This is a genomic window from Pelagibius marinus (genome assembly GCF_014925385.1).
Taxonomy (GTDB): Bacteria; Pseudomonadota; Alphaproteobacteria; order Kiloniellales; family Kiloniellaceae; genus Pelagibius; species Pelagibius marinus.
Genome location: NZ_JACSDK010000017.1, coordinates 73,995 through 100,958 on the forward strand (window position 1 = coordinate 73,995; position 26,964 = coordinate 100,958).

A 26,964-nucleotide genomic window follows, 5' to 3' on the forward strand; every position below is an offset into this window, starting at 1 on the left:
CGCGGAGCGCCGGGGCGCAAGGCAGCCTCATAACGGGGCGCGATCAGGACGGATAGCTGCATGACAGACCGCATTCTTATTCTCGATTTCGGTTCCCAGGTGACCCAGCTCATCGCCCGGCGGGTGCGTGAGAGCGGCGTCTACTGCGAAATCTTTCCCTTCAACACCGACCCGCAGCGCATCGCCGACTTCGCGCCCAAGGGCATCATCCTCTCCGGCGGTCCGGCTTCGGTCACCGGCAGCGACACGCCGCGCGCGCCGCAGGAGGTGTTCGACAGCGGCCAGCCGATCCTCGGCATCTGCTATGGCCAGCAGACCATCTGCGCGCAGCTGGGCGGCGAGGTCGAGGGGTCCGACCACCAGGAGTTCGGCAAGGCCTTCGTCGAACTGCAGGCCGACACCATCCTGACCAAGGGCGTGTGGTCCCCCGGCGAAAAGCACCAGGTGTGGATGAGCCACGGCGATCGCGTCGTGCGCCTGCCGGAGGGCTTCAAGGTCTACGGCACCTCCGAGGGCGCGCCCTACGCGGTCATCGCCAACGAAGAGCGCAGGATCTACGCTGTGCAGTTCCACCCTGAGGTCGTGCACACGCCCGACGGGGCCAAGCTGCTCAGCAATTTCACCCACCAGGTCTGCGGCTGCTCCGGCGACTGGACCATGGCGCATTTCCGCCAGCAGGCCATCGACGCGATCCGCGACCAGGTCGGCGGCGCCAAGGTGATCTGCGGCCTCTCCGGCGGCGTCGACTCCTCGGTGGCGGCCGTGCTGATCCACGAGGCCATCGGCGACCAGCTCACCTGCATCTTTGTCGACCACGGCCTGCTGCGCCTCAACGAGGCCGAGCAGGTGGTGGACGTCTTCCGCGACCACTACAACATTCCGCTGGTTCACAGGGACGCCAGCGACCTCTTCCTCGGCAAGCTGGAGGGCGTCGATGATCCGGAGAAAAAGCGCAAGATCATCGGCGGCACCTTCATTGACGTCTTCGAGGAGGAGGCGGCCAAGATCGGCGGCGCCGACTTCCTGGCCCAGGGCACGCTCTATCCCGATGTGATCGAGTCCGTCTCCTTCACCGGCGGGCCGAGCGTCACCATCAAATCGCACCACAACGTCGGCGGCCTGCCCGAGCGCATGAACATGCAGCTGGTCGAGCCCCTGCGTGAGCTCTTCAAGGACGAGGTGCGCGAGCTGGGCCGCGAGCTGGGCCTGCCCGAGGCCCTGGTCGGCCGCCATCCCTTCCCGGGGCCGGGCCTGGCCATCCGTATTCCGGGGCCGGTCAGCCGCGAGCAGGCCGACATCCTGAGGAAGGCCGATGCGGTCTATCTGGACGCCATCCGCAAGGCCGGGCTCTACGACGCCATCTGGCAGGCCTTCGCGGTGCTGCTGCCGGTGAAGACCGTCGGCGTCATGGGCGACGCGCGCTCCTACGACTATGTCTGCGCCCTGCGCGCGGTCACCTCCACCGACGGCATGACGGCGGAGAGCTATCCTTTCGACCACGATTTCCTGGCCGGGGTCGCCACCCGCATCATCAACGAAGTGCGCGGCATCAACCGCGTCGTCTACGACGTGACTTCGAAGCCCCCGGGGACCATTGAGTGGGAGTAGGAGCCTAGCGGTCGCTTACTCCGCCGCGCTGCGCCTGGGCAGGACCCAGTTGGGACGGGGGAAGTGGCAGGTGTAGCCGTTGGGGATGCGCTGCAGGTAGTCCTGGTGCTCTGGTTCCGCCTCCCAGAAGGCGCCGACCGGCTCCACCTCGGTCACCACCTTGCCCGGCCAGAGGCCCGAGGCGTTCACGTCCGCGATGGTGTCTTCGGCAATCTGCTTTTGCTCCTCATTGGCGTAGTAGATCGCCGAGCGGTAGGAGGGGCCTAGGTCGTTGCCCTGGCGGTTGGGCGTGGTCGGGTCGTGGATCTGGAAGAAGAACTCCAGCAGTCGCCGGTAGCTGATCTTCTCGGGATCGAAGTGAATCTCGATGGCCTCGGCATGGGTGCCGTGGTTGCGGTAGGTCGCGTTGGGCACGTCACCGCCGCTGTAGCCCACACGGGTATCGAGGACACCGGGGAGCTTGCGGATCAGGTCCTGCATGCCCCAGAAGCAGCCTCCGGCCAGAACTGCGCGCTCGGTCATTGCGATATCTCCCTTCCTGAAACCTGAGCCAAATATGGGGGCGGGCAGCGGGTCTTGCCAATCCCGATTTCGTGAAGGCCGGAGGGCCTGCCGCGGCGGTCCGCCGATTTCTCTCGACGGGCTCTTTCCGCAAACGTATCCCAAGCGGGCTTATCGGACTCGAGTCTCTGAAGAAGGATCCATCATGACCGACATCAAGCGCATCGACGTGGGCCCGCGCATGTCCCAGGCCGTCGTCCACGGCAACCTCGTTTTCCTGGCCGGCCAGGTGGCTCATGACGCCGCGGGCGCCTCCGTTGCCGAGCAGACCAAGGACATCCTCGCCGGAATCGACGCGTTGCTGGCCAAGGCGGGCAGCGACAAGTCCCGCCTGCTGTCGGCGACGATCTGGATCACCGACATGTCGACCTTCGACGAGATGAACGCCGTCTGGGATGCCTGGGTCGTGCCGGGGGAAACGCCGGGACGCGCCTGCGTCGAGGCCAAGCTCGCGGCCCCGCAGTACAAAGTGGAGATCGCCGTCGTCGCGGCGGTGTGAGCCTCAGGCGATTTTGGCGCCGCGCTCGGCCAGCAGGGCGCGCAGGACCGAGCGGTGGCAGTGCGCCTCATCCTCGCAGTAGCAGCCGACCGAGAAGTCGGCTTCCTGCGACAGCGCGGCCAGCAGGTCCAGGCTGCGGGCGGCGGCGGGCTCCTTCATCTCCTTCTTGAAGGCGCGCACGAAGGCGTTCCACTCGGCCTCCGTCTCGGCCTTCAGGGCCTGGGTGACCAGCGCCTGACTGGGTGAGAGTTCCGGGTACCAGACGTCGTACCAGTCGTCGGCGGCGTAGCGGTCCTTCTTCACCCCGCGCGGCGGGCGCCTGACGGTGCCGATGCGGGGGCCCTCCTCGGGATGGCGCGGCGTGCCGAGGCGAACGATACGAACGGTCATGGGGCGCCTCGGACGCGCGACGGCTATCTGACGACGAGGTTGTTGTGGACCTTCTTCACACCCTCCACGGTTTTGGCGACCCGGGTGGCGCGGTCCTTGTCGGCCTGGGAATCGACAAATCCGCTGATCTGCACCTCGCCCTTCAGGGTGGTCACGTCGACCTGGAAAAGGTTCAGGTCCTTGTCGTCGAGGAGCTTGGCGCGGACCGTGTTGCTGATCACCGAGTCGTCGATGTACTCACCAGCCGTCTCTCCGCTGCAGGCTGCGAGGGGGGCGGCCAGGAGACTGACGACAAAGAGAATCTTCAAAAGACGCAGAGCTTTCATTCTTGCCTTCCTTTACCTCGGTGGCGCTACTTCACATGACGCCCGGCGGGAGGGTTTCTTCCCTCGGCCGATGCCGGCGGCACGTCATCGTCTTGCCGTATCGGCTCTATTATTGGTATCTGCGCCCCGGACGTCCAGATGGACAAAGGGGCCGCGGACCTCTTACCGGGAAGGGAAGCCTGGGAGAACTGCGCCTGGTGCCTGGAATCTAGCCGGTCAGGCGCATCTTCGCCTGGCCCTCGGCGTCCCAGTCATCCCAGCCAGGGAAAATCAGCGGCGCCGTCTCCTCGAGGTTGACCAGGCGCTGCGCCAAGTCCGCCTTGTAGGTTTCCAGCATGGAGAGGAATTCGGACTCTTCCCGGTAGGCGTAGCCGTGACCCTGGATGCCGTGGGCGCAAAAGGGCGGTAACAGGCTGAAGCCCATGTAGTGCAGCGAGTAGTGCAGGGGCCAGAGCAGCGTATCGATGTCGCCGCCGCGCGCGCCCGGCCCGAAAGCGCCTGCCGGGGCGCCGCTGGTCATCGACAGCAGGGCGCGCTTGCCACGGAAGTAGCCGCGGTCGTAGCGCATGCGGCTGCTGTAGAGCCCGCCACTGACGAAGACACGGTCGAACCAGCCTTTCAGCATCGCCGGCTGGGCGTGCCACCAGAGCGGAAATTGCAGAATTACCAGGTCGGCGCGCTGCAGGCGGTCGATCTCGCGTTGCACCTCGCCGGGTAGGCAGCCGGCCTCCGCGGCATGACGCTGTTCGGCCAGAGGCGCAAAGCGGTGGCCGTCATGGCGCGGAGTGTAGTGGGCCGGCGCTTCCACCGGATCGAAGCCCTCGGCATAGAGGTCGGAGACCTCGACCTCGTGGCCGAGGCAGCGCAGCGTGGCGGCCGCGACATCCTTCAAGGCGGCGTTGAAGGAGGTCGGCTCGGGGTGGGCGAGGACGATGAGGGCATTCATGACGGGGGCTCCCGGGTCCAATTTCAGCGTTGACGCGGGAAAGCTATGATGTTCGTATTTGCATGATAACTATAAAAAACTGACAGTTTAGTTTGCATAAATGAACAGACTTCACTGGGACGACCTGAGGCTGGTACTGGCGATCGCCGAAGCCGGCTCGCTCGCCGGGGCCGGCCGGCGGCTTGGCGTCAGCCATGCGACGGTGTTCCGGCGCCTGGGCGAGATCGAGGCGCGGCTGGGCGTCGGGCTGTTCACCCGCTCGCGCCGCGGCTACGCGGCCACGGTGGCCGGCGAGGAAGCCGCCGCGGCGGCGCGCCGGGTGGAGGCCGAGGTGCTGGACGTGGAGCGGCGGCTCGCCGGGCGCGACCTGCGCCCCTCCGGGCGCCTGCGGGTGACCACCACGGACACCCTGTTGGCGGGAATCTTCGCCAAGGTCTGTACAGAGTTCCGCCAGGCCTTTCCCGACATCAGCCTGGAGATCGCCGTCTCAAACCAGTTGTTCAGCCTCTCCAAGCGCGAGGCCGAGGTGGCGATCCGCCCCGCCGCCGCGCCGCCGGAGAGCCTGGTCGGGCGCAAGGTGGCGGTCATCGCCCAGGCGATCTATGGCGCGCCGGGCCTCGTCCGCGCGCTCGGCCGCAATCCCGACCTGGGCGCGGCCCCCTGGATCGGGCCCGACGAGGCAATGCCCTATGGCCAGCTGGAACGCTGGATGGCGGCGCAAGGCTACGACGCCGCCTGCGGCCTGCGCGTTGACACCATGCTGGGCATGGCCGCGGCGGCGGCCGAGGGCGCGGGGCTGACGGTGCTGCCCTGTTATCTCGGCGACGCCGATCCCCGGCTGCGGCGGGTCGCGGCGCCGATCGACGAGCTGGCCATCGACCTTTGGCTGCTGACCCATCCGGACCTGCGGCGGGTCGCGCGGATCCGGGCCTTCCTGGACTTCACCGCCGAGGCGGCGAAGGCGCGGCAGGCGCGCTTTGCGGGAGCGGGCTGAGGCCTTCCCGGGCGCTCACTTCGGCGGCGGCTGGCTGGTCTCGACCGCTGCCTTCTGCGCCGTCTCCCGGACCAGGACTTTCACTGCGACGCGCACTTTGCGCGCCTGGTTCGTGTTTGAGGGGAAGGGGCTGTAGGTCATGGCGCTGCCGATGTTACAACTGCCTCCGGACCCGCCCGACCAAGTTCCGGTGTTGATCTGCTTGCCGATCTGGCTCCAGGTGTCGGTACCTTCCTTCTTTTCCCACATTCGTGTCGCGCGGTAGTAGCGCTGGCAGTCCTCCTGCGTGGTCGGCACCGTCTGGCCGTAGCCCGAGGAGCTTGGCGTGTCGAAGCCGCTGCCGGTAACGACCACCCGTTCCGGATTGCCGTCGGGATAGGGCTGGATGTTCGAGTTGAAGTACATCCAGACCTCGCCGACGAAGCAGTCGCAGGTGCCGGGCTTGTGGTAGTAGCCGCCGTCCAGGCTGCTCAGTCGGTAAAAGTTGATCTGGGCGAAGTTGGGCGGCACCGCGAAGACCTGGTCCGGTTCGCCGAAAACGCAGGCGCCGCAGGCGCTGAGTTCCACCACGGTGCCGGGTAGCGCCGGGCCGAGCGTGATCTGCCGAGCACTGTCGGTCAGGACGTAGCTGTTGCTGCAGGCCGCGGCCGGCAGGCAGAGGGATAGAAAGAAGGCTAGTCTGCGCCACATGGTTCCACTCCTTCGTGGTGTCGCCGGCGGTCGTAACCCCCCAAACGCCGCGAGGCCGTGCGGCCCGCAAGGGGCCTGGCCGAACCGATGCTTTCAGATACCTGCATCTTGAAGGAGCGAGCCTAGCACGGGGCGTCGGACCTGACGATTGCAACTAAGGGGTCTTGCCTGGCGGTCGTCACCGCCTTGGACAAGCCGGCACTACGGCGCGAGGTGGACGAGTTGGGCGCCGAGCTCTATTACGCCTTCGCGGAGCAGCCGGAAGCGCGCGTCCTGCGGCGTGGTGCAGGGCAGGGGACAGTCGTTCTCGGTCCTGCGGCCCAGCGCCAGGTCGGCCAGGCAGCGCCCGAAGACCGTGCCCGGCGCGATGCCCCGGCCGTTGTAACCGCAGATCGTGAAGACGTTGTCGTCCAATCGGTGGAAGCGGGGCAGGTTGTCGTCGGTCATGCCGATGGCGCCGTACCACTCGGCCTCGAAGCGGACATGGCCGAGTTCCGGGAAGAGGCGGCGCAGGCTGCGCTTGGCCCAGGCCCGGTGGACGGCGATGCCGGTGCCCCGCAGCGCGCCGACACTGCCGACGACCAGCCGTCCGGCCTGGTCCAGACGCAAGGACGTGAGCACCGTCTTCGTGTCCCAGGCGCCCTGCCGCTCGGGTAGGATCCTGCTTTGCAGGTCGGCCGGGAGTGGTTCGGTGGCGAAGTTGAAGAAGGGCAGCTTGACCTGCTCGCTGCGGAGGTTGTTCCAGGGGGGGGCGGAATAGGCGTCGGTAGCGACGATGACGCGCCCGGCCGTCACTGATCCTTCCGCGGTGACGAGGTGCCAGGCCGATCCGCTCCGCTGAAGGCTGTCGACCTTGGAGCGGGTGTGGATGACCGCGCCGGCGGCGATGGCGGCCCGGGCGAGCCCCCGCGCATAGGCCAGCGGCTGGATGGTGCCGGCGCGGCGGTCCAGAAGTGAGGCCGCGAAAGCGGTGGTGCCGGTCTTCTCGGCGGTCTCTGCGGCGTCGAGCAGTTCAACGGCCGCGCCACGGCGGCGCCACTGCGCCGCGCGCTCCTGCAGTTCCTTCAAACCGCCCGGGCCGACGGCGCAATGGAGTGTGCCGCGGTTCACGGCCTCGCAGGCGATCCCGTGCTTCTCGATCAGGTCGAAGACCAGGCGGGGGGCGCCGCCGAGCAGATTCAGAAGCGCTTCACCCCGGTCCTCTCCCATGGTCTTGACGAGGGCATCCGGCTGGACCCACATGCCGGCGTTGACCAGGCCGACGTTGCGTCCGGCGCCGCCGAAGCCGATCTCCGCGGCCTCCAGCAGGACAACGCCCGCGCCGGCTTCCGCCAGGTACAGGGCCGTCGACAGGCCGGTGTAGCCGCCGCCCACAACGACAACGTCGCTGAGGTGGTCGCCCGCCAGAGCCGTCGTCGGCGGTGCGGCCGGGGCCGTCTTCTCCCACAAACCGTGAGACCGTGAATCACCGAGCATGGAACTCCTTCGTCCGCATCGAATATCTGTCCGGGCCGCGACGGGCCTTCCGGTCTACCCTGTGCCGAGGCCTGTTATAGCGACGGAGCCGCCGGCGTTCATCTATTGCGTCCGCCAAGCTGCGACCGGCGTTGCACCCCGCGCTGCCTATCTGATGTGGAGCGCGGCGGCGGGGTTCAATCTGCAAGCGTGGTGGCGCCGACGGGACAGCGAAGAAACGCCGACATTGCCCGAGTTTCCTACTCTTTTGTGCTGCTGAATCCGGCTGGTGTGGCAGCCTGAAACCGGCTAGAGAACGCCGCCGCAATCAACAGGCGCAGGCAAGCGCCGATTCTTTTGAGGAACAAGAACATCATGCGATCGCATAGGGGTGCCACCGCGCCGCGCCGCTTCAGGGGCCAGGCCGGGACCGTTGTGTGTGCCTTTTTCAGTCTTGCCGCCGTGGCGCTCTCCAGTGGAGAGGGGCGGGCGGAAACCCTGCTGGAGCGGGGAACCTACCTGATGCAGAGCATTGTCGCCTGCGGCAACTGCCATACCCCGAAGGGCCCCGACGGCGAGCTGCCGGGCATGGAGCTGGCCGGCGGCTTCCTGATGGAGGACGAGCCCTTCACGGCCTATGCGCCGAACATCACGCCGGATGTCGAGACCGGCATCGGCGGCTGGACCGACGCGCAGATCATCACGGCGATTCGCGAGGGGCGCCGCCCCGACGGCACCATCATCGGGCCGCCGATGCCGATCTCCCTCTACCGCGACATCTCCGACCGCGACGTTCAGGCCATCGTCGCCTATATCCGCAGCCTGAAGCCGGTGAGGAACGAGGTGCCGAAGTCGGACTACCGCATGTCGCTGCCGCCCAGCTACGGGCCGCCGGTCATCTCGGTCGCCGAGGTAACGCCGGCCGACGGACCCGCCTATGGCCTCTACCTGGCCGGGCCGCTGGGGCACTGCATCGAATGCCATTCCCCGATGGGGCCGAAGGGGCCGGACTGGGAGAACCAGACGGGCGCCGGCGGCCTGGCGTTCCCCGGACCCTGGGGCGTCAGTCACGGCGCCAACATCACGCCGACGAACCTGGGCGACTGGAGCGACGCCGACATCAAGAAGGTGATCACCAGCGGCGTGCGTCCCGACGGCAGCCGGCTGCTGCCGCCCATGCCGGTGGGCTACTACGCCAAGCTCGCCGTGGCCGACCTCGACGCGATCGTCGCCTACCTGCGCAGCCTGCCAGAAAGATAACTGAGGGGTGCCAAGACAGGGGCCAGGGGCCTGGGCGGCGCTGCCGCCCGGGTCCTGGCGTCTAAAGCCGGGACGGAAGGGAAGAGCGGCAGTTCAGGGTCAGGCGTGGCCGACCTGCAGGCAGCGCTGCGGCAGCAGCGCGGCCATGATGGCGGCCACCTTTTCCGGATCGTCCAGGAAGCAGAGGCCAAGGGTCTCGCCGCGGCGCCAGACCACCTCACCGCCGAAGTGCACGGCGCCGGCCAGCAGCAGGGTCACCTTGGTGCCGACCGGCACGTCGCCCGCTGCCCAGACCTTCACGCCGTTGAGGGAGGCGTCGAGGACCGTGCCTTCGATGGTGCCCTCCGGCGTTACCAGACGGGCCTTGAGGACCGTGGCGGCGCGGATGAAGTGGCGCCGCTCGGAAGGATCCGAATCCTGAAGTTGGGAAGCGCCGACGTCCTGGTCCCAGGGCATGATCACCACCGTTTGCTCGGGGGCCTTCGGGACCGCCCTTGGGTTGCACTTTTGTCTCGCAAAGAAAATGAGCCAGCGGCAGTTGGGGGAATCTACCGCTGGCTCGATCGAGACAGATACTCTTCCTCAAGCCGATTGGGGAAAGCTTAGGAATTGCCCGATGGTCCCACCATTTGATTGCCCCGCGCTTAAGTTATTCGGTTAAGAAAGGCCTTCGCCGCAAAGTTGATCCATCGCCTGCTTCATCAGCGCTTTCTTGTTTTCACCCATTAAAACAACATCTTAGGCGAGATATCTATAGTGATTTCTCGCGAAGGGCTGTTTGTCGGGAGGGACGGGAAACTTCAGGGAGGTCCGGCTGCCGGAAAAGCCTCAGGACACCACGCGCAGTCGTTTGCGGAAAATCTTAAGTGCATCGCCCAACGTCTTGGCTCGCTTCAGTTTTTCGCGCCCCGAGAAAACCACATACTCGATGGAGCGGTTGTTGCGCTGCTTGGCGATGGCGTACAGCGGTGCGTCGTGGGTGTGGCGGAACACCGAGAAGATCGCCGCGCCGCCCACCTGGTCGATGGCGTAGTCGCGCCACTCGCCACTGGCGACATTGCGGCTGTAGAGCGAGAGCAGCTGGTTCAGTTCGGCCCGGTCGAAAAACACTCTCCGCGGGGTCCTGCGGAATTCGTTAAAGCTGTACAGTTGGCTCATGAAGGCGGCTGGCCTCCTGCGAAGCTCAAGGGGAGTCTCCAATCGGTGACGGAGAGCAGTTTTCCGCAATTTTCGACCGCCGTCCAGCCATGAGGCCCAAAGACGGGAGAAGAGCGGGGTTTTTCAGGCTGTTGGGGCGCCCGGAGCCGATTCGGGCGGGGGGGCGAAGGGCGTCTAGCGGACCCTTGCGGCGCTGCTGGCCATGGTGTCGGGCTGGCGGTAGCAGTTGATGGCCCCGAGGGTGCGGTAGCAGTAGGTGCCGGCCAGCGCCGCGGCGGCCTCGGCCTCGGCGGCCTTGCGCTGTTCCTCGGTCACGATCTCATGGCAGTACCCCTCGCCGTTGGCGAGGCTCAGGGTCGAGCAGTCCTTGTCGAAGGCCCAGGTGGCCACGTGGTCGCTGATGGTCTTGTCGGTATGCACGAAGGTCACCAGGGAGGCGCCGGCCAGCAGGGCCTGGGAGCCCGGGTCGCAGGCGGCGAGGGCCCCCACGAGAAGGGGCGTGGCGAAGACGGATTTCAGCTTCATCCTCATACCTTGAGCTCCTGATCGCCGCTGTGTCTGCGGCCGACTGTCGTTCCTGACCTTGGCGTCCTGACAAGGGGACCGCTGGCGCTTAGGATAGCTCCCGAACAGGGATGCTGCGGGCGGCCGCCGGGCAAGGCGCGGTGTATTGGATTTTCGCCAAACACCAGCCTCCAGTCTGGCGCCCCGCGCTGAAGAATCTGTTAACGTCCGGGGTGTTTGACGGTACCTTAGAAAAACATTTCAAGTGTCTGTTATAGAAAGAAAATGGAGGTCGGGAAGTATGGCGGAATCGCCCCCTATCTGCGACTTCGGCTGGAAGGCCGTGGACTTCTCCCTGCAGGGCATCGACGGCAGGACCTACAGTCTGGCCGACCTGGCCGGCCCGAAGGGCACGCTGATCGTTTTCATGTGCAACCACTGCCCCTATGTGCGCTCCATCGCCGGCCGTCTGGCCGAGGAGGCCCGGGCCCTGGCGGAGCTGGGGATCGGCGTTGCGGGCATCAACGCCAACGACCCGACGGCCTATCCCGAGGATTCCTTCGAGAACATGAAGGCCTTCGCCCGGGACCATGGCCTGGGGTTTCCCTATCTGGTTGATCCCACCCAGGAAACGGCCCGCGCCTATGGGGCGGTTTGCACCCCGGATTTCTTCGGCTTCAACAAGGACCTGGAACTCCAGTACCGCGGCCGCCTGGACGAATCCCGTACCACCCTGGTCCCGGGCGCCCGGCGCGAGCTCTACGAGGCCATGAAGCAGGTAGCCGGGACCGGCAAGGGGCCGGACGACCAGATCGCTTCCATGGGCTGCAGCATCAAGTGGAAGGCCGCCTGAGGCCGAAGGCGAGCGGGGCGTGCTGCCGCGGGCGCCGCGCCAAAGGGTGTAGCGCCGAAAAGCGGTGAATCCGTGGTTGAAGCTGGCGGGCAAGGGCTTTATCAACGAAGCGCCGTCGGGTTTACGGGTCCAACCGCAGAAGACCGGCAGCGGCCTCGAAGATGAATCGCCGGGGCCGGCACAACCGGCAGGGTGCGTTATAGGGAGTGGCCAGTGGCCGATATCTTTCAGGAAGTCGATGAGGAACTTCGCCGCGACAAGGCGACCGAGTGGTGGAAGCGCTACAGCCTCTTCATCTATGCCGCCGCGGCGGTGGTGGTTCTCGGGGTGGCCGGCTACAAGGGCTGGCAGGCCTATGACCTGAAGCTGCGCGGCGAGCGTTCCGACGGCTATGCCGAAGCCCTGGCCCTGATCGACAGCGGCGAGGAGGCCAAGGCCCGTGAGGTCCTGGCGGCGCTCAGCGACCCGACCGGCGACGGCTACGCGCTGCTCGCGGCCCTGACCGAGGCGCAGCTCGCCGCCGAGGGCGATGACGCGGCCGCCGCCGAACAGATCTGGCAGCGTCTGGCCAGCGACGGAGGTTCCGGCGCGGCGATGAGCCAGTTGGGCAGCCTGCTGGCGGTGCTGAAGCGGATGGACAAGGATGATCCGGCGGCGCTGCGTGGTGAACTGCAGTCTCTGGCGGGGCCCGAAGCGCCCTACCGCTTCACGGCTTTGGAACTGCTTGCCGTTCTGGCCCTGCGCGAAGGCGACCAGGAAGCGGCGCGCGAGCACCTGATCAAGATCACCGACGATCCCTCAGCGCCTTCCGGCACCCGGTCCCGCGCTGCGGAACTGCTCGCCTCATTGCCTGGATGATTTTCCGATGCACCTGATGTTCAAGCGCCTCTTGCTGCCGCTTTCCCTGCCGCTCGTGCTTTCCGCCTGCGGTATCAGCGACTGGTTCGGCGAGACCGAGGCCCCGCCGCTGCCCGGCCAGCGGATCGCCATCCTGGCCTATGAGCGCGGCCTCCGGGCCGACCCCTCGATCGCCGATGTTCCCGTGCGCCTGCCGGAGCCCTACATCAACACCGACTGGGCGCAGCCCGGCGGCAGCGCGGCCCACGCCATGTATCATCTCTCGCTCAGCGCCAATCCGCGCCGGGTCTGGAGCGCCGACGTCGGCGAGGGCTCGGGCGATGTGGCTCAGTTGCTGTCCCAGCCCATCGTCGTCGCGGATGTCGTCTACGCCATGGACGCGCGCTCGACGGTCTCCGCCTTCTCGGCCACCAACGGCAGCCGCCTGTGGCGGGTCGATCTGGAGGACGACGACGAGGACGGCCTCTATTTCGGCGGCGGGATCGCGGCGGACGAGGGCAGGGTCTTTGTCTCCACCGGCTTCGCCCGCGTCTTCGCCCTGGATTCCAAGACCGGCGAGCTGTTGTGGATCCACAAGGCGCCGGGCCCCATGCGCGGCGCCCCGGTGGCCAGCGACGGGCGGGTCTTCGTCGTCACCCTGGACAACCAGCTGCTGGTGTTGAACGCCGAGACCGGCGAACGCCTGTGGAACCACGTCGGCGTGCAGGAGACCGCGGGCCTGCTGGGCACGGCGAGCCCGGCAGTGTCGCGTAACACGGTTGTGGTGCCCTATTCGTCGGGTGAGGTCCTGGCGCTGCTCACCGACGACGGCCGCCAGGTGTGGAGCGAGAACCTCAGTGCCGTACGCCGCCTCGATCCCCTGGCCGACATCGCCCAGATCCGCGGCCTGCCGGTCATCGACCGCGATATCGTCTTCGCGGTCAGTCACGCCGGCCAGATGCTGGCGGTCAACCTGCGCCAGGGCGTGCGCGCCTGGCAGGCGGACATCGGCGGTGTGCAGATGCCCTGGGCCGCCGGCGACTTCCTCTATGTGCTGACCAACGACGGCCAAGTCGTCTGCCTGCAGCGGCGCGACGGCCGCATCCGCTGGGTGACGCCGCTGCCGCGCTTCGCCGACCCGGAGGAACAGGAGGTGCCGATCCGCTGGCGCGGGCCGGTGCTGGCCGGCGACCGCCTGGTCATTGCCGGGTCCCACGGCGAGGTGATCTCCGTATCGCCCTATGACGGCAAGCTGCTCGGCTTCTTCGACCTGGGCGACGGGGCCGCGGTGGCGCCGGTGGTGGCCAATAACAGCCTCTACCTGGTCACCAGCGGCGGCGAACTGGTCGCCCTGCGCTAGGCGGTCCGGCCCAAGCCGGGAAAGCGCCCGCGAAGGCGCCCGGTTTCGCGCCACCCGGCGATGGGGCTTGCGGCGGCGCGGCCGGCACCCTATTCCAGTGCCATGACCATCACCGTCGCCATCATCGGACGCCCCAACGTGGGCAAGTCCACCCTCTTCAACCGCCTGGTCGGGCAGCGCCTCGCGCTGGTCGACGACACGCCGGGCGTCACCCGCGACCGCCGCGAGGGGGAGGCCAACCTCTTCGGGCTGGAGTTCCGGGCCATCGACACCGCCGGCCTGGAGGAGGTCTTCGACGCCAGCCTGGAGGGACGCATGCGCGCCCAGACCGAGCGCGCCGTGGCGGATGCCGACCTGGCGCTGCTGGTGATTGATGCGCGTGCCGGCATCACCGCCCTGGACGAGCATTTCGCCCGCTGGCTGCGGCGCAGCGGCAAGGCTGTGGCCCTGGTGGCCAACAAGTGCGAGGGACGGGAGTCCGAGGCCGGCCTCAACGACGCCTACAGCCTGGGCCTCGGCCAGGCCATCCCGATCTCCGCCGAGCACGGCCTCGGCATGAGCGACCTCTACGACGCCGTCGCCGCCGTCGCCTCCAAGGCGGAAGAAGAGGGGCCGGAAGAGCCGGAAGAAGAAGACGAGACCGGCGGCGTGCTGCAGCTCGCCGTGGTCGGCCGGCCCAACGTCGGCAAGTCGACCCTCATCAACAAGCTGCTGGGCGAGGAGCGCCTGCTGACCGGCCCGGAGGCCGGCATCACCCGCGATTCCATCGCCGTGGAGTGGACCTACAAGGGACGTCCCCTGCGCCTGGTCGACACCGCCGGGCTGCGCCGCAAGGCGCGGGTGGTAGAGAAGATCGAGAAGCTCTCCACCCAGGACACCCTGCGCGCCATCCGCTTCGCCCAGGTCGTGGTGCTGCTGCTGGACGTGGAGGAGGGGCTGGAGAAGCAGGACCTGACCATCGCCCGCATGGTGGTGGAAGAAGGCCGGGCGCTGGTCATCGGTGTCAACAAGTGGGACTCCTGCCGCGAGCGCGACGCCGCCCTGGCGGGCATCCACGACCGCCTGCTGCGCTCCCTGCCGCAGACCCGCGGCATTCCCGTGGTGACCCTTTCGGCCCTGCAGGGCCACAACATCGACGCTCTGCTGGAGGCGGTGTTCCAGGCCTACGACGTTTGGAACCGCCGCGTGGCGACCGCGGACCTGAACCGCTGGCTGGAGGCGGTGACGTCATCGCACCCGCCGCCGGCGGTCAACGGCCGGCGCGTGCGCCTCAAGTACATGACCCAGGCCAAGGCGCGCCCGCCGACCTTCGCCATCTTCTGCTCCAAGCCGCAGGAACTGCCGCCATCCTACCTGCGCTATCTGGAGAACGGGCTGCGCGAGGCCTTCGACCTGCCGGGCACGCCGATCCGGATCAACTTCCGCAAGGGCGAGAACCCCTATGCCGGCCGGAAGAAGCCGAAGAAGGACAGGAAGAAGCGCGCGAAGTAGGACGGCGGGAAGCATGGCGACGGTCGAGAACGAAGGCGCGAGCCTCTACTACGAAACCCACGGTGAGGGACCGGCGGTGGTCTTCGCCCACGGGCGCGGCGGCAACTGTGCTTCCTGGTGGCAGCAGGTGCCGGCCTTCGCGAAGCACTTCAAGGTCGTCGTCTTCGACCATCGCGGCTTCGGGCGTTCGCGCTGCGACAACGACCACTTCGAGGCCGAGTACTTCCCCCGCGACATCGCCGCCATCCTGGATGCCGAGGGCATCGAGAAGGCGGGCATGGTCTGCCAGTCGATGGGCGGCTGGGGCGGGCTGAAGCTGGCGGTGACGCAGCCCGAGCGCGTCGCCGCCTTGGTGCTGGCCAACACGCCGGGCGGCCTGGACACGCCCAAGGCCAACGCGGCCATCGCGCACATCGCCTCCGGCGCCATCCCGCCGGGCACGGGACAGATCGGCAAGAGCTTCGTCGCCGCCAATCCGGAAGGGACCTACCTGGCCCGGCAGATCTCCGGCCTCAACTGCAACTTCCCGCGCAGCTTCAACCGCCTGACCTCGGCCAAGGCGGTGTCGCAACAGGACCTCGAGGGGTACGCCGTGCCGACGCTGGCGATCACCAGCCCCGAGGACGTGCTGTTCCCGCCGGAAGTAATGGAGGAGGTGGCGGCGTCGATCCCGGACGCGCGTCTGGAGGTCATCCCCGGCGTCGGCCACTCGACCTATTTCGAGGCGCCGGAAATCTTCAACGCACTGGTCCTCGGCTTTCTGAAAGGCGCCCTGTTCAACTAACAGGCAACCGGGCAATTTGTCCATTTACTCCTGGTGTAGTGGTCATCGGTGAAAGTACAACCGCGGTCAGAGCGCCGAGTTGTGGCCGTCGATTGGCAGGGCGCCCGGGTGTTTCAGCAGATCAGAGAGTGGTCTGGTCCAAACACCATGTTCTCCATGGTTGAAATTACTTTTCCTATCTAGGGCATTTTTTCCAATCAATTTGTAATAATGGCCGAATTTAAATATTTGTGCATTCCTGTTCTGCAAATTGCACCCTGGTTCCGCGGGCACCGGGCTCTATCTGGCCTGAACCACGGAACGCATCGACCTCCAGGGAGCGAAGATTTCGCTGTATGCATTACGAATCCAAGAACATCGTCATCCGCAAGCGCCGCATTTCGCAGGAGGCCCTAGAAAAGCTCGCCATCGTGAGTGCCCGCTTTGCCGCCCGACGGCGTGACGGCCGTCGAATCATCATGCAGAGCTGCCTGCTCGCCGGGCTGAACTTCAAGGGCATGTGCTTTGCGGAGTCCCAGTTTCTGGGATGCAACTTCACAGGTGCGGATCTCACCGCCGCCAACTTCAGCCGCGCCAAGCTCTTCGCCTCGAAGTTCGATGGCGCCAACCTGACCCGCGCCAATTTCCAGCGGGCGGACCTGCGGGCCGTGACCTTCGACAAGGCGCTGCTGGACGGGACGTCTTTCGATCGCGCCGATCTGCGCAAATGCGCCATCATTTCCGGCGAGGACGAAGACCTGGCGGTGTCGGACGGTCTCTTATCGTCCTTTCGCGAAGCAGACCTCAGCCGCACCAATCTCAGCTACGCTCATTTGAAGGACGTGGACTTCAGCGGCGCCAACCTGGATACGACGAACCTGGAAGGCGCCGACCTGCGCGGCAGCCGCTTCGTCGCCGCCGAGTTCAAGGACGTGCGCCTCGCCAACGCCAGCCTGCACGAAGCCGATCTGCGCGGCGCCAGCTTCGAGGAGATGAACGTCCGCGAGCTGGGCATCAAGGCCGCCCCGGCCAAGCCGATCGACGACGAGGAGCTCAACGACATCCTCAATGAGCACGCGCGCTGGGTCGACACCGGCGGCCGCTTCGGCCTTCGCGCCGACTTCACGGCCTACAATCTTGCCGGCCGCAGCCTGGCGGAGCGGAACCTGGCGGCCATCTCCTTCGTCAATTCCAACCTGACGAAGGTGGACTTCCGGGGCGCGGTGCTGGCGGCCTGCGATTTCACCAACGCCAACCTCCGCGCCGCCAACCTCTCGCACAGCGACCTGCGCGGCAGCAACCTGTCGAGCGCCCTGCTGGAGGAGGCCCACTTCGATCGGGCCGACATCGGCACGCTGCCGGAGACCGGGATGAAGACCCGCTTCCCCGAGGGCTTCAAGCTCAGCGCCTGAAACCTCTCTAGAGCTGCGCCATCACGGCGATACCGACCACCGCCAGCATAGAGGCGGCCATGGCCACGTTGATGGCCCGCTGTATCCCCGGCGCCAGATCCAGGCGGCGCAGCGTCACCCCGGCCCAGAGCCAGGCGATGTGGATTGGAATCCAGATGATGTTGAAAATCGCCAGCTTGATCGCCGTCTCCGCGGCCAGACTGGCCGGCAGGAAGGCGAAGCCTGAAAAGAGCGCCGTGTTGACCGCGTAGGCCTTGGGATTGATCGGCTGCAGCGCCAGGCCGTTCCAGAAACCCGGCGACCTTTCCGAGTGGATAAAGGCGATGCGGGCGCCGGCGAAGGCGATCTTTGCCGCCAGCCACAGCAGGTAGAGGGCGGAGCCCCAGAGCAGCACCGCGCGCAGCCAGGGCAGCGCCAGGGCGGCCGCGGCGACGCCGGAGATCACCAGGGCGGCGACCAGGTTGTTGCCGACCCAGAGCCCGCCCAGATAGGCGATGCCGGGCCGGTAGCCGTAGCCCGAGCCGACACCGGCGATGGAGAGCACACCGGGCCCGGGGGTGATGATGAGGAAGAAGACCGCCGCGGCGAACTCAAGCACGGAGGCCGTCCCCGGTCTGGAAAGGTTCGATCAGCCTCAAGCCTTCTACCGCGCCTCCACGAGCTCACCGTTCTTCGTGCAGGCGGGCTCGGCCAGGGCGACGAAGAGATCGGCGATCGCCTCGGGTGGCCGCAGGGACTGCGGGTCTTCGCCGGGAAAAGCGGCGGCGCGCATCATGGTGCGGATCGGGCCGGGGGAAAGCAGGTTCGCCTTCACCTTGGTCTTGGTGATCTCGGCGGCGTAGGTGCGCACCAGGGCTTCCAGGGCGGCCTTGGAAACCGCGTAGGGGCCCCAGTAGGCGTTCAGGCCGCTGGAGGCACCGGAGGTCACGAAGACCGCGCGCCCGGAGTCGGAGAGGCGCAGCAGCGGATCGAGGCTGCGGATCAGGCGGAAGTTGGCGGTCACGTTCACGTCCATGACCTCCTGCCAGATGTCCGGGGAGATGTGCCCCACCGGGGTCAGCGGTCCCAGGATGCCGGCGTTGCCGACCAGGATGTCCAGCTTGCCATAGCGCTCGTGCAGGGAGGCGCCGAGGCGGTCCAGGCCGTCGAAGTCGCGCAGGTCATGGGGCACCAGGACCGGCTGCTTGCCGCCTTCGGCGCGGATCGCGTCGTCCAGCTCCTCCAGGGCGCCGACCGTGCGGGCGATGAGGACCAGCTGCGCGCCCTCGGCGGCGAAGCGCCTGGCCACGGCGGCGCCGATGCCGCGCGAGGCCCCGGTAATGACGGCGAGGCGGCCCTCGAGGCGGCCAGTGGCGGGACCAGTACCATTCGACATCAAACTTCCAACTCCTTGGGACGGCGCCGCCGGCGCAGGACGCGCCGCGAGCCGAATACGAAGACCAGGCCGGCCAGCACGCCGCAGGCCGCATAGGCAAGGCCTTCGGGCGTGAGCGGCACGGCGGGATTGAAGTCGCCCAGCGTGGCCTCGAGAAGGCCGCTGTTCATGTGCTCGGCGAAGGCGAAGGGGCGCTGCAGGGGCGGCGCGTCGCGCAGGGCCCGATAGGCGGCCTCCATGCGGTCGAGCTGGAAGATGCTCTCGGACATGCGCGCGCCCTCCAGGCTGTGCGGCGCGCTCTCCAGGAACTGCTCGATGTAGTCCTCGACCGAGAGGCCCTTTTCCGCGGCGTCGATGCGGATTTCTTCCGCCCGCTGGCGGGCCTGGTCGATGCGCCCGCCCAGGCGCTGCACGTAGTGGGCGTAGTACTCGGGAAACTGCGAGAAGGCCGCACCGCCACCGGCGGCGCCGAGGCTGTAGAACAGGCGGGCGAACATTCCGAAGCGGACTGCCCCGGGCCCTCAGGCCCGCTCGGCCAGCAGCGACAGCTGGGCCGGCTCGTTGTGGCCCTCGAAGTCGGTCAGCCGGATCGGGTAGTCGCCGGTGAAGCAGGCGTCGCAGAACTTCGGCAGCGCCGCGTCGCGGCCCGGCTCGCCCATGGCGCGGTAGAGCCCGTCGATGGAGATGAAGGCCAGGCTGTCGACGCCGATGTGGCGGGCCATGGCCTCCACGTCCATTGAGGAGGCGAGCAGCTCGCTGCGTTCGGGCGTGTCGATGCCGTAGAAGCAGGAATGGGTGGTCGGCGGCGCGGCGATGCGCATGTGTACCTCGGTCGCGCCGGCGGCGCGCACCATCTCAACAATCTTGACGGAGGTGGTGCCGCGCACGATGGAATCGTCCACCAGGATGACGCGCTTGCCCTCGATGTAGCGGCGGTTGGCGTTGTGCTTCAGCTTGACGCCGAGGTTGCGGATCTGCTGGCCCGGTTCGATGAAGGTGCGCCCGACGTAGTGGTTGCGGATGATGCCCAGCTCGAAGGGAATGCCCGAGCGCTCCGAGTAGCCGATGGCTCCGGGCACGCCGGAGTCAGGCACCGGGATCACCACGTCGGCGTCGATGCCGCTTTCCTCCGACAGCACGGCGCCGATGCGCTTGCGGGTCTCGTAGATGCTGATCCCCTCCATCATGGAATCGGGACGCGCGAAATAGATGTACTCGAAGATGCAGGGCCGGCGCGGCGCGGGCGGGAAGGGGCGGAGCGAATGCACGCCGGACTCATCCAGCACCACCAGTTCGCCGGCTTCGATGTCGCGCACGAACTCGGCGCCGATGATGTCGAGGGCGCAGGTCTCGGAGGTCACCACGTAGGCATTGCCCAGGCGCCCCAGCACCAGCGGGCGCACGCCCATGGGATCGCGCACGGCGAAGATGCAGTTGCTCGACATGGCGACCAGGGAATAGGCACCTTCGACCTGGCGCAGGGCCGCGATGATGCGGTCGATCAGGCTGCCTGCTTCGGAGGTGGCGATGAGATGAAGGATGGCTTCGGTGTCGGAGGTCGACTGGAAGATGGCGCCCTGATTCACCAATTGGCGGCGCAGGTGGCGCGCATTGGTGAGATTGCCGTTGTGGGCCAGCGCGAAGCCGCCGAGCGAGAGGTCGGCGAAGAGCGGCTGCACGTTGCGCAGCGCCGTCTCGCCGGTGGTGGAATAGCGGTTGTGGCCGATCGCGGCGCGCCCGGCGAGGCGGGCCATGACCTCCTCGGAGGAGAAGATGTCGCCGACGTGGCCGAGGTCACGGTGGGCGTTGAAGTGCTTGCCGTCGTAGGCGACGATCCCGGCCGATTCCTGGCCGCGGTGCTGCAGCGCGTGCAGGCCCAGGGCGGCCATGGCGGCGGCATCTTCGCTGCCGAAGATCCCGAACACGCCGCATTCCTCGTGGAACTTGTCGTCGTCTAGAGGGGCCAGAGGATTGGTGCTAATCACTGCGTGGTCTCTCCCGGCGCGGTTTCGTTCGACATCAGGCCTTCGATGGCCTTCTCGATCTCGTCGCGCATGCCTTCGTTATACGCGGGTTGGTCTTCCGGTGCATCGGCTTTTCTGAGCGGTGACACCAGCTGCTGGTAGGTTTCCTCGGCGCGGCGCATCTCCTCGGCGCGGCGCCGGGCATCCTCGGCGGCTTCGTCGCCGCGCTCCAGCAGTTCGGCCGGCACCAGGGTCAGCAGCATGTCGGCCCCGCGCTCGACCAGGGGGCGTGATTTGGCCTCCTGGATCCAGCCTGGGCGCTCGTCCTCGATAACCACGTAGTCCAGAGCCAGCCAGGCCAGCACCACGATGACGGCGCCGCGGGCGAAGCCGAAGAGCAGGCCGAGAGAGCGGTCGAGCGCGCCCAGGCTGCTCTGCTGGATGCGGTTGGAAAGGATGCGCGTCAGCACCGAAAACAGCACCAGGGTCACCAGGAAAAGCCCGACGCCGGTCAGGAGGCTGGCGATGAACTCCACGGCGATGACGCCCAGCACCCAGGGCTGCACATGCGGATAGGCATATAGCGTCACGAAGGCGGCGCCGACCCAGGAGCCCACGGCCAGGACCTCGTGCACGAAGCCGCGCACGAAGGCAAAGATCCCCGACACCACCAGGACGATGATGACGATGAGGTCCGCCAGATTGATCGGCAAGCTGTCCATTGCGCTCCGCTGCGCCCGTTAACTCTGTCAGTGGGCCGACTGCTGGGCCCGGCCGAGCCGGGGTTCCGGCCGCGGCGACTCCGGTGCCGCCAGGCGCGCCACCAGGTCCTGTAGGTGGGCGATCTCCTCCACAGCCAGACTCTGGCCGCCGCCTGATCTTCCACCCGATTTACTTTTTGCCTGCTTGCGGCGCGGGGCGATCCAGGCGCGCGTGAAGCCCAGTTTCGCGGCTTCCTTGAGGCGCAGTTCCACCTGACTCACCGGGCGAATCTCGCCGGAAAGGCCGATTTCGCCGAATATCACCGTCTGTTCCGGCACTTCCTGTCCCGTTGCCGCCGATACCAGGGCCGCCGCAACGGCCAAGTCCGCCGCCGGCTCCCCGATCCTGAGGCCGCCGGCAACGTTCAAATATACCTCTTGGCCGGCCAATGCCAGCCCGCATCGTGCCTCCAGGACCGCCAGCACCATGGCCAGGCGGCCGGAATCCCAGCCGACCACGGCCCGTCGCGGGGTCGCCAGGGGCGAGGTGGAGACCAGGGCCTGGATCTCGACCAGCAGGGGGCGCGTGCCCTCCAGCCCGGCGAAGACCGCCGCGCCGGCGATATTGCCCCGCCGCTCGGCCAGGAAGAGGGCCGAGGGGTTGGCGACCTCGCTGAGGCCCTCGTCGGTCATCTCGAAGACGCCGATCTCGTCGGTCGGGCCGAAGCGGTTCTTCACCGCCCTGAGAATGCGAAAGTGGTGGCCGCGGTCGCCTTCGAAGGTCAGGACCGTGTCGACCATGTGCTCCAGCACCTTGGGGCCGGCGATGGTGCCTTCCTTGGTGACGTGGCCGACGAGCAGCAGGGCGAAGCCGCGCTTCTTGGCCAGGCGGATCAGTTCCTGGGCCGCCGCGCGCACCTGGGAGACCGTGCCCGGCGCCGATTCCAGGCTGTCGATGTAGAGGGTCTGGACCGAATCGACGACCACTACCGCCGGGCCGTCAGGTTGGTCGAGGCTGGCCACCATGTCGCGCACGGAGGTCGCCGAGGCGAGCTGCACCGGGGCCTCAGCCAGTCCCATGCGGCGCGCGCGCAGGCGGACCTGGTCGATGGACTCCTCGCCGGAGATGTAGGCGCATTCGGCGCCCCTGCCTTGAGGTTCGGGCACGGCCATGCGCGCGGCCACCTGCAGCAGCAGGGTCGACTTGCCGATGCCCGGGTCGCCGGCCACCAGCACCGCCGAGCCGGGCACCAGGCCGCCGCCGGTGACACGGTCGAATTCGGCGATCTGACAGGTCAAGCGCGGGCGCGGCTGGCTCTCGCTCTGCAGGTCGACGAAGCGGATCTTGCCACGGGCCTTGCCCCCGCCGCCCGACAGGCCGCCGGGCGCACGCTGCACGCTTTCCTCGACCAGGGTGTTCCAGGCGCCGCAGCCCTCGCAGCGCCCGGTCCACTTGGCCGCGACGGCGCCGCAGTCCTGGCAGACGTATTGTGAGCGCGGCTTTGCCATCTAGAGCCTTCCTCCCCATGAGGAGGTTTGGGTCCGGTCGAGCCTCAAAGGGCGCGGACTTCCATCTGGATCGGGCCCTCGGCGCGCCCGTTGATAAACTGCTCGACGTAGGGATTGCCGGACACGTCGATCTGCGCGGTCGGGCCAACCCAGATGATTTTGCCCTTGTACAGCATGGCGATGCGGTCGGAGATACGCCGCGCGCTGGCCATGTCGTGGGTGATCGACAGGCCGGTGGCGCCCAACTGCTTCACGCAGTCCACGATCAGGCGGTCGATGACGTCGCCCATGATCGGGTCGAGGCCGGTGGTGGGCTCGTCGAAGAAGATAATCTCCGGCTCCGTGGCGATGGCGCGGGCCAGGCCCACGCGCTTGCGCATGCCGCCGGAAAGCTCGGCCGGGGTCAATTGGCCGACGTCCTCGCCCAGGCCGACGGCGGCCAGCTTCTCGTAGGCGATGCCGCGGGCCCTGTCGCGCGCCATGCGCTGGCCCTGGACGAGGCCGAAGGCCACGTTCTCCCAGACCGTCAGGGAGTCGAAGAGGGCGGCGTTCTGGAACAGCATGCCGAACTTGCGGCGGATACGCTCCAGGTCGTCACCGTAGAGGCCGACGACTTCCTCGCCGTCGACCTTGATGGAGCCGGCTTCCGGGTGCAGCAGGCCCAGGATGCACTTCAGCAATACTGACTTGCCGCTGCCCGAGCCGCCGATGACCAGCATCGACTCGCCCTTTTGGATGTCCAGGTCGATGCCGTCGAGCACGACCTTGTCACCGAAGACCTTGGTCAGGCCGCGGATCTGGATCTTCGGCACCGCGCTATCGGCAGCCGGTGCGGTGGGCTGGCTCGCAGCGGCCGGGGCTTCGGGTGTGTGATTCATCGGGCGAAGAACAGCTCGGTGATGAAGTAGTTGAAGCTGAGGATCAGGATCGAGGCGGAGACCACGGCATTGGTGGTGGCGGCGCCGACGCCCTGGGCGCCGCCGCGCGAGTTGTAGCCGTGGTAGCAACCCATGAGCGTCACCAGGAAGCCAAAGACCGCGGCCTTCACCAGGCCGGAGATGACGTCCTGGGCTTCGATGAAATCCCAGGTGTTCTGCAGGTAGGCCGCCGGGTTGAAGCCCAGCTTCTGGGTCGAGACGATGTAGCCGCCGAAGACGCCGATGATGTCGGCGATCAGCACCAGGATCGGCAGCATGGTCAGGCCGGCGATGAGGCGCGGGGCGATCAGGTACTTGAAGGGATTGGTTGCCAGGGTGTCGAGGGCGTCGATCTGCTCGGTCACCCGCATGGTGCCGATCTCGGCGGCCATGGAGGCGCCGACACGCCCGGCGACCATGAGGCCGGCCAACACCGGCCCCAGCTCGCGGGTGATGGAAACCACCACCACGTTGGGGATCGCGCTCTCCGCCGAGAAGCGCGCGAAGCCGGTGTAGCTCTGCAGCGCCAGCACCATGCCGGTGAAAATGGCGGTGAGGCCGACGACCGGCAGGGAGTAGTAGCCGATCTCGATCATCTGGCGCAGGACCAGGCGCGGATAGAAGGGCGGCCGCAGACAGTGTGACAGCGACATGATGGTGAAGAGCGAAAGCCGGCCGGTGGCTTCCAGGAAAACCAGAAAGGTGCGACCGATCGGCTGGAGAATCGGCATTAATGACTAATCCAAGTAGACCCGGTGGTAGCGCGCTCCCAGGGAGGTCAGGATTTCGTAGCCGATCGTCCCGGCTTCGCGCGCCAGAGCATCGACGTCTTGTTCGCCGTTCAGCAACTCCGCCCAGAGACCGGGGCGGACCGCGTCCGGCGCTACTCCGGTCACATCCAGCGCAAGCAAATCCATGGAGACTCGTCCAACCACAGGAACCTGATGACCGGCAACCCAGGCATGCCCGCGATTGGAAATCGACCGGAGATAGCCATCGGCGTAGCCGGCGGCAACGGTCGCGATTCGGGCCGGCCCCGTGGCGCGGTGCGTGGCACCATAGCCAACGCTCTGAGGAGCGTCAATCTGCCGGACTTGCAGGATTTTGGCCCGCAATTGCACCACGGGTTGCACGGGGCTGGGGGCCTCCGGTGTGGGGTTCACGCCGTAGAGCGCCACCCCCGGGCGGCCCAGGTCGAAGTGGTAGTCGCGTCCCAGGAAGATCCCCGAGGAGTTGCAGAAGGAGACCGGCGCCCGGGGCAGGGCGGTGAGGGCCGCCTTCAGGGCGGCGAGCTGCTCGGCGTTCATCGGGTGGCCCGGCTCGTCGGCGCAGGCCAGGTGGCTGAGGATGCAGGTCGGCACCAGGCCGGCCAGGCGCTCCGGATCGCCGCGCAGCACCTCCACCTCGTCGGGCGGCAGGCCCAGGCGGCACATGCCGCTGTCCAGGTGGACGGCGGCCGGCAGGGCGGTGCCGCGCGCCCGGCAGAAGGCGGTCCAGGCGTCGATCTCCCCCAGGGAGTTCAGCACCGGCAGGATGTTGTGCTCGGCGTAGTCCGCCTCGGCCCCCGGCATAAGGCCGTTCAGCACGTAGAGCGCCACCGCCGGGTGGCAGCGGTCGAGCAGGGGGCGCAGCTCCAGGGCCTCGTCGAGCTGGGCGACGAAGATGCTGCGCGCCCCGGCCTTGACCAGCACCGGCGCCACGCGCTCGGCGCCCAGGCCGTAGCCGTCGGCCTTCACCACCGCCGCCAGCGCCTTCTCCAGGAAGGCGGATTTCAGGCGGCGGTAGTTCTCCGCGATGGCGGCCAGATCCACGGTCAGCACCCCGGCGGCGCGGGGCGAGACCTCGGACAGGGCGGTCTCCACCGTCACATCAGTAGTGGTCGGGAAGGTGGTCATCGGCGACCAGGTCGCTGAAGCGCGTGGTGTCGCCGTCGAAGGCGAACTCGCGCGAGCCGATCGGGCCGTGACGCTGCTTGGCGATGATGATCTCGGCCTTGCCGTAGGCGCGCTCGCAGCGTTCTTTCCAGCGCTCCAGGCGTTCGTGGAACTTGTTGTCGTCCTCGCCGTCGCGCTGGGTCGGTTCGGCGCGTTCGGCGTAGTACTGCTCGCGGTAGATGAACATGACCACGTCGGCGTCCTGCTCGATGGAGCCGGATTCGCGCAGGTCGGCGAGCTGGGGGCGTTTGTCCTCGCGCTGCTCGACGGCGCGCGATAGCTGCGACAGGGCGATAACCGGCACGTCCAGGTCCTTGGCCATGGCCTTCAGGCCGCGGGTGATCTCCGAGACCTCCTGCACGCGATTGTCGCTGCGCTTGCCCGCCGGCGGCTGCATGAGCTGCAGGTAGTCGACGACGATCATGCTGAGGCCGTGCTGGCGCTTCAGGCGCCGGGCGCGGGTGCGCACCTGGCTGACCGAGAGGGCCGGGGTGTCGTCGACGAAGAGCGGCAGTTCGAAGAGCTGGCGGCTGGCCTCGAAGATGGAATCGAACTCTTCGTCGCGGATGTCGCCGCGCCGCATGGAGTCCGAGCGCACGCCGGTACGCTCGGCGATGATGCGCGAGGCGAGCTGCTCGGCCGACATTTCCAGGGAGAAGAAGGCGACCGGCTGGCGCTGCTCGGTGGGGTTGCCTTCGGCGTCCCTTTCCGTGCGTGCTTCGGCGGCCACATTGAAGGCAATGTTGGTGGCCAGCGCCGTCTTGCCCATGGAGGGGCGCGCGGCGAGGATGATCAGGTCGGAGGGATGGAAGCCGCCGAGCAGCTTGTCGAGGTCGTTCAGCCCCGAGGCCACGCCCGCCAACCCGTCGCGCTTCATGGCCGCTTCGGCCATGTGCAGCGATTCCAGCACCGCCGACTTGAAGGGGGCGAGGCCGCCCTCGGTCTCGCCGATTTCCGCCAGCTTGTAGAGCTTGTCCTCGGCGACGGCGATCTGCTGGCTGGCGTCGATGTCCAGGTCGTAGTCGAAGGCGTCGTTGACCATGTCCTCGCCGAGGTCGATCAACTGCCGGCGCAGGTAGAGGTCGTGGATCGTCTTGCCGTAGTCCACGGCGTTGATGATGGTGACATAGCTCGACTGCAGCTGCGCCAGGTACTGGGCGCCGCCGACCTCGGTAAGGGCGCTTTCCTGTTCGAAGAGGTTCTTCAGCTGGATGGCGTTGGCGACCTGGCCGCGTTCGATCAGCTTGCCGCAGGCCTCGAAGATGCGGGCATGCACGCCGTCGGAGAAATGCTCGGGCCTGAGGAAGTCGGCGACCTTTTCATAGGCGGCGTTGTTGGCGAGGATGGCGCCCAGCAGAGCCTGCTCGGCTTCGTCATTGGCCGGCGGCAGGCGCAGGTGATCCTCGCCCGTGAGCGGGTCGTGCAGGTGTGTCAGAGAGGGCTGTGTCGATTCCATG

29 protein-coding genes are annotated in these 26,964 nt (G+C 67.3%); 10 read left to right on the forward strand and 19 right to left on the reverse strand.

The genetic code is table 11. The features are described from left to right. The first annotated feature begins 60 nt into the window (after positions 1–60). Complete coding sequence (gene guaA / locus H7X47_RS21410; RefSeq protein ID WP_193370795.1) at positions 61–1,608, forward strand: glutamine-hydrolyzing GMP synthase; 1,548 nt, start codon at positions 61–63, stop codon at positions 1,606–1,608. A gap of 15 nt (positions 1,609–1,623) precedes the next feature. Here guaA and msrA read toward each other — a convergent pair whose 3' ends face one another. Then, complete coding sequence (gene msrA / locus H7X47_RS21415) at positions 1,624–2,130, reverse strand: peptide-methionine (S)-S-oxide reductase MsrA (RefSeq protein WP_193370796.1); 507 nt, start codon at positions 2,128–2,130, stop codon at positions 1,624–1,626. A 184-nt stretch (positions 2,131–2,314) separates the two neighbouring features. Between msrA and H7X47_RS21420 the strand changes: the two genes are divergently transcribed. Then, positions 2,315–2,668 (forward strand): RidA family protein, encoded by a 354-nt coding sequence (locus H7X47_RS21420; protein WP_193370797.1) that lies wholly within the window; start codon positions 2,315–2,317, stop codon positions 2,666–2,668. Between the two features lie 3 nt (positions 2,669–2,671). On the opposite strand, the gene H7X47_RS21425 is transcribed toward H7X47_RS21420, so the two are convergent. From H7X47_RS21425 to H7X47_RS21435, 3 genes are all read right to left on the reverse strand, one after another. Further along, positions 2,672–3,058 carry a DUF488 domain-containing protein gene (locus H7X47_RS21425; protein ID WP_193370798.1) on the reverse strand — a complete coding sequence of 129 codons (387 nt, stop codon included), beginning with the start codon at positions 3,056–3,058 and terminating at the stop codon, positions 2,672–2,674. Positions 3,059–3,081: 23 nt separating this feature from the next. Then, on the reverse strand, positions 3,082–3,384 hold the full coding sequence (locus H7X47_RS21430) for a BON domain-containing protein (RefSeq protein ID WP_193370799.1): 303 nt from the start codon (positions 3,382–3,384) through the stop codon (positions 3,082–3,084). Between the two features lie 208 nt (positions 3,385–3,592). Beyond that, the gene (locus H7X47_RS21435; protein WP_193370800.1) at positions 3,593–4,330 is read right to left on the reverse strand and encodes an NAD(P)H-dependent oxidoreductase; all 738 of its coding nucleotides are present in this window, start codon (positions 4,328–4,330) and stop codon (positions 3,593–3,595) included. Between the two features lie 100 nt (positions 4,331–4,430). Between H7X47_RS21435 and H7X47_RS21440 the strand changes: the two genes are divergently transcribed. After that, on the forward strand, positions 4,431–5,324 hold the full coding sequence (locus tag H7X47_RS21440) for a LysR family transcriptional regulator (RefSeq protein WP_193370801.1): 894 nt from the start codon (positions 4,431–4,433) through the stop codon (positions 5,322–5,324). A gap of 15 nt (positions 5,325–5,339) precedes the next feature. Here H7X47_RS21440 and H7X47_RS21445 read toward each other — a convergent pair whose 3' ends face one another. Then, a complete protein-coding gene (locus H7X47_RS21445) occupies positions 5,340–6,014 on the reverse strand; it encodes a hypothetical protein (protein WP_193370802.1) in 675 nt (224 codons plus the stop codon). 201 nt (positions 6,015–6,215) lie between these two features. After that, positions 6,216–7,490, reverse strand: a complete 1,275-nt coding sequence (locus tag H7X47_RS21450; protein ID WP_193370803.1) for an NAD(P)/FAD-dependent oxidoreductase — start codon at positions 7,488–7,490, stop codon at positions 6,216–6,218. Positions 7,491–7,844: 354 nt separating this feature from the next. Between H7X47_RS21450 and H7X47_RS21455 the strand changes: the two genes are divergently transcribed. Then, positions 7,845–8,729, forward strand: coding sequence for a c-type cytochrome (locus H7X47_RS21455; RefSeq protein WP_193370804.1), 885 nt, complete (start codon positions 7,845–7,847; stop codon positions 8,727–8,729). A 99-nt stretch (positions 8,730–8,828) separates the two neighbouring features. On the opposite strand, the gene H7X47_RS21460 is transcribed toward H7X47_RS21455, so the two are convergent. From H7X47_RS21460 to H7X47_RS21470, 3 genes are all read right to left on the reverse strand, one after another. Next, on the reverse strand, positions 8,829–9,185 hold the full coding sequence (locus H7X47_RS21460) for a PilZ domain-containing protein (protein WP_193370805.1): 357 nt from the start codon (positions 9,183–9,185) through the stop codon (positions 8,829–8,831). 372 nt (positions 9,186–9,557) lie between these two features. Then, positions 9,558–9,887: a DUF2794 domain-containing protein gene (locus tag H7X47_RS21465; protein ID WP_193370806.1), complete on the reverse strand. Its 330-nt coding sequence runs from the start codon at positions 9,885–9,887 to the stop codon at positions 9,558–9,560. A 174-nt stretch (positions 9,888–10,061) separates the two neighbouring features. Beyond that, entirely contained in the window at positions 10,062–10,418 is a 357-nt protein-coding gene (locus H7X47_RS21470; RefSeq protein WP_193370807.1) for a hypothetical protein, read from the reverse strand. 274 nt (positions 10,419–10,692) lie between these two features. Here H7X47_RS21470 and H7X47_RS21475 point away from each other — a divergent pair, with 274 nt between their 5' ends. The 6 genes from H7X47_RS21475 to H7X47_RS21500 all read left to right on the forward strand — a co-directional run bounded on the left by H7X47_RS21475 (position 10,693) and on the right by H7X47_RS21500 (position 17,107). Continuing rightward, the gene (locus H7X47_RS21475) at positions 10,693–11,244 is read left to right on the forward strand and encodes a thioredoxin family protein (protein ID WP_193370808.1); all 552 of its coding nucleotides are present in this window, start codon (positions 10,693–10,695) and stop codon (positions 11,242–11,244) included. A 213-nt stretch (positions 11,245–11,457) separates the two neighbouring features. After that, positions 11,458–12,102, forward strand: a complete 645-nt coding sequence (locus tag H7X47_RS21480; protein ID WP_193370809.1) for a tetratricopeptide repeat protein — start codon at positions 11,458–11,460, stop codon at positions 12,100–12,102. A gap of 7 nt (positions 12,103–12,109) precedes the next feature. Beyond that, positions 12,110–13,441: an outer membrane protein assembly factor BamB family protein gene (locus H7X47_RS21485; protein ID WP_193370810.1), complete on the forward strand. Its 1,332-nt coding sequence runs from the start codon at positions 12,110–12,112 to the stop codon at positions 13,439–13,441. Between the two features lie 102 nt (positions 13,442–13,543). After that, positions 13,544–14,932, forward strand: a complete 1,389-nt coding sequence (der, locus tag H7X47_RS21490; RefSeq protein WP_193370811.1) for a ribosome biogenesis GTPase Der — start codon at positions 13,544–13,546, stop codon at positions 14,930–14,932. 13 nt (positions 14,933–14,945) lie between these two features. Next, a complete protein-coding gene (locus H7X47_RS21495) occupies positions 14,946–15,716 on the forward strand; it encodes an alpha/beta fold hydrolase (protein WP_193370812.1) in 771 nt (256 codons plus the stop codon). Positions 15,717–16,051: 335 nt separating this feature from the next. Next, positions 16,052–17,107 (forward strand): pentapeptide repeat-containing protein, encoded by a 1,056-nt coding sequence (locus H7X47_RS21500; protein ID WP_193370813.1) that lies wholly within the window; start codon positions 16,052–16,054, stop codon positions 17,105–17,107. Between the two features lie 7 nt (positions 17,108–17,114). On the opposite strand, the gene H7X47_RS21505 is transcribed toward H7X47_RS21500, so the two are convergent. The 10 genes from H7X47_RS21505 to H7X47_RS21550 are packed head-to-tail and all read right to left on the reverse strand — an operon-like array spanning position 17,115 to position 26,963. After that, positions 17,115–17,705, reverse strand: a complete 591-nt coding sequence (locus tag H7X47_RS21505; RefSeq protein ID WP_193370814.1) for a LysE family translocator — start codon at positions 17,703–17,705, stop codon at positions 17,115–17,117. A gap of 45 nt (positions 17,706–17,750) precedes the next feature. Further along, positions 17,751–18,482 carry an SDR family NAD(P)-dependent oxidoreductase gene (locus tag H7X47_RS21510; RefSeq protein ID WP_193370815.1) on the reverse strand — a complete coding sequence of 244 codons (732 nt, stop codon included), beginning with the start codon at positions 18,480–18,482 and terminating at the stop codon, positions 17,751–17,753. Further along, a complete protein-coding gene (locus H7X47_RS21515; RefSeq protein WP_193370816.1) occupies positions 18,482–18,979 on the reverse strand; it encodes a DUF2937 family protein in 498 nt (165 codons plus the stop codon). Before H7X47_RS21515 ends, H7X47_RS21510 begins: the two co-directional genes overlap by 1 nt. 24 nt (positions 18,980–19,003) lie before the next feature. Next, entirely contained in the window at positions 19,004–20,467 is a 1,464-nt protein-coding gene (purF, locus tag H7X47_RS21520; RefSeq protein WP_193370817.1) for an amidophosphoribosyltransferase, read from the reverse strand. Next, a complete protein-coding gene (locus H7X47_RS21525) occupies positions 20,464–21,168 on the reverse strand; it encodes a CvpA family protein (RefSeq protein WP_193370819.1) in 705 nt (234 codons plus the stop codon). Before H7X47_RS21525 ends, purF begins: the two co-directional genes overlap by 4 nt. Positions 21,169–21,195: 27 nt before the next feature. Next, positions 21,196–22,656: a DNA repair protein RadA gene (gene radA, locus H7X47_RS21530; protein ID WP_193370821.1), complete on the reverse strand. Its 1,461-nt coding sequence runs from the start codon at positions 22,654–22,656 to the stop codon at positions 21,196–21,198. Positions 22,657–22,700: 44 nt separating this feature from the next. Further along, the gene (locus H7X47_RS21535) at positions 22,701–23,534 is read right to left on the reverse strand and encodes an ABC transporter ATP-binding protein (RefSeq protein WP_193370822.1); all 834 of its coding nucleotides are present in this window, start codon (positions 23,532–23,534) and stop codon (positions 22,701–22,703) included. Beyond that, positions 23,531–24,304: an MlaE family ABC transporter permease gene (locus H7X47_RS21540; protein WP_193370823.1), complete on the reverse strand. Its 774-nt coding sequence runs from the start codon at positions 24,302–24,304 to the stop codon at positions 23,531–23,533. The genes H7X47_RS21535 and H7X47_RS21540 overlap by 4 nt, the downstream gene beginning before the upstream one ends. 6 nt (positions 24,305–24,310) lie before the next feature. Next, the gene (gene alr / locus H7X47_RS21545; RefSeq protein ID WP_193370824.1) at positions 24,311–25,468 is read right to left on the reverse strand and encodes an alanine racemase; all 1,158 of its coding nucleotides are present in this window, start codon (positions 25,466–25,468) and stop codon (positions 24,311–24,313) included. Next, a complete protein-coding gene (locus H7X47_RS21550; protein ID WP_193370825.1) occupies positions 25,443–26,963 on the reverse strand; it encodes a replicative DNA helicase in 1,521 nt (506 codons plus the stop codon). The genes alr and H7X47_RS21550 overlap by 26 nt, the downstream gene beginning before the upstream one ends. Position 26,964: the final 1 nt, after the last annotated feature.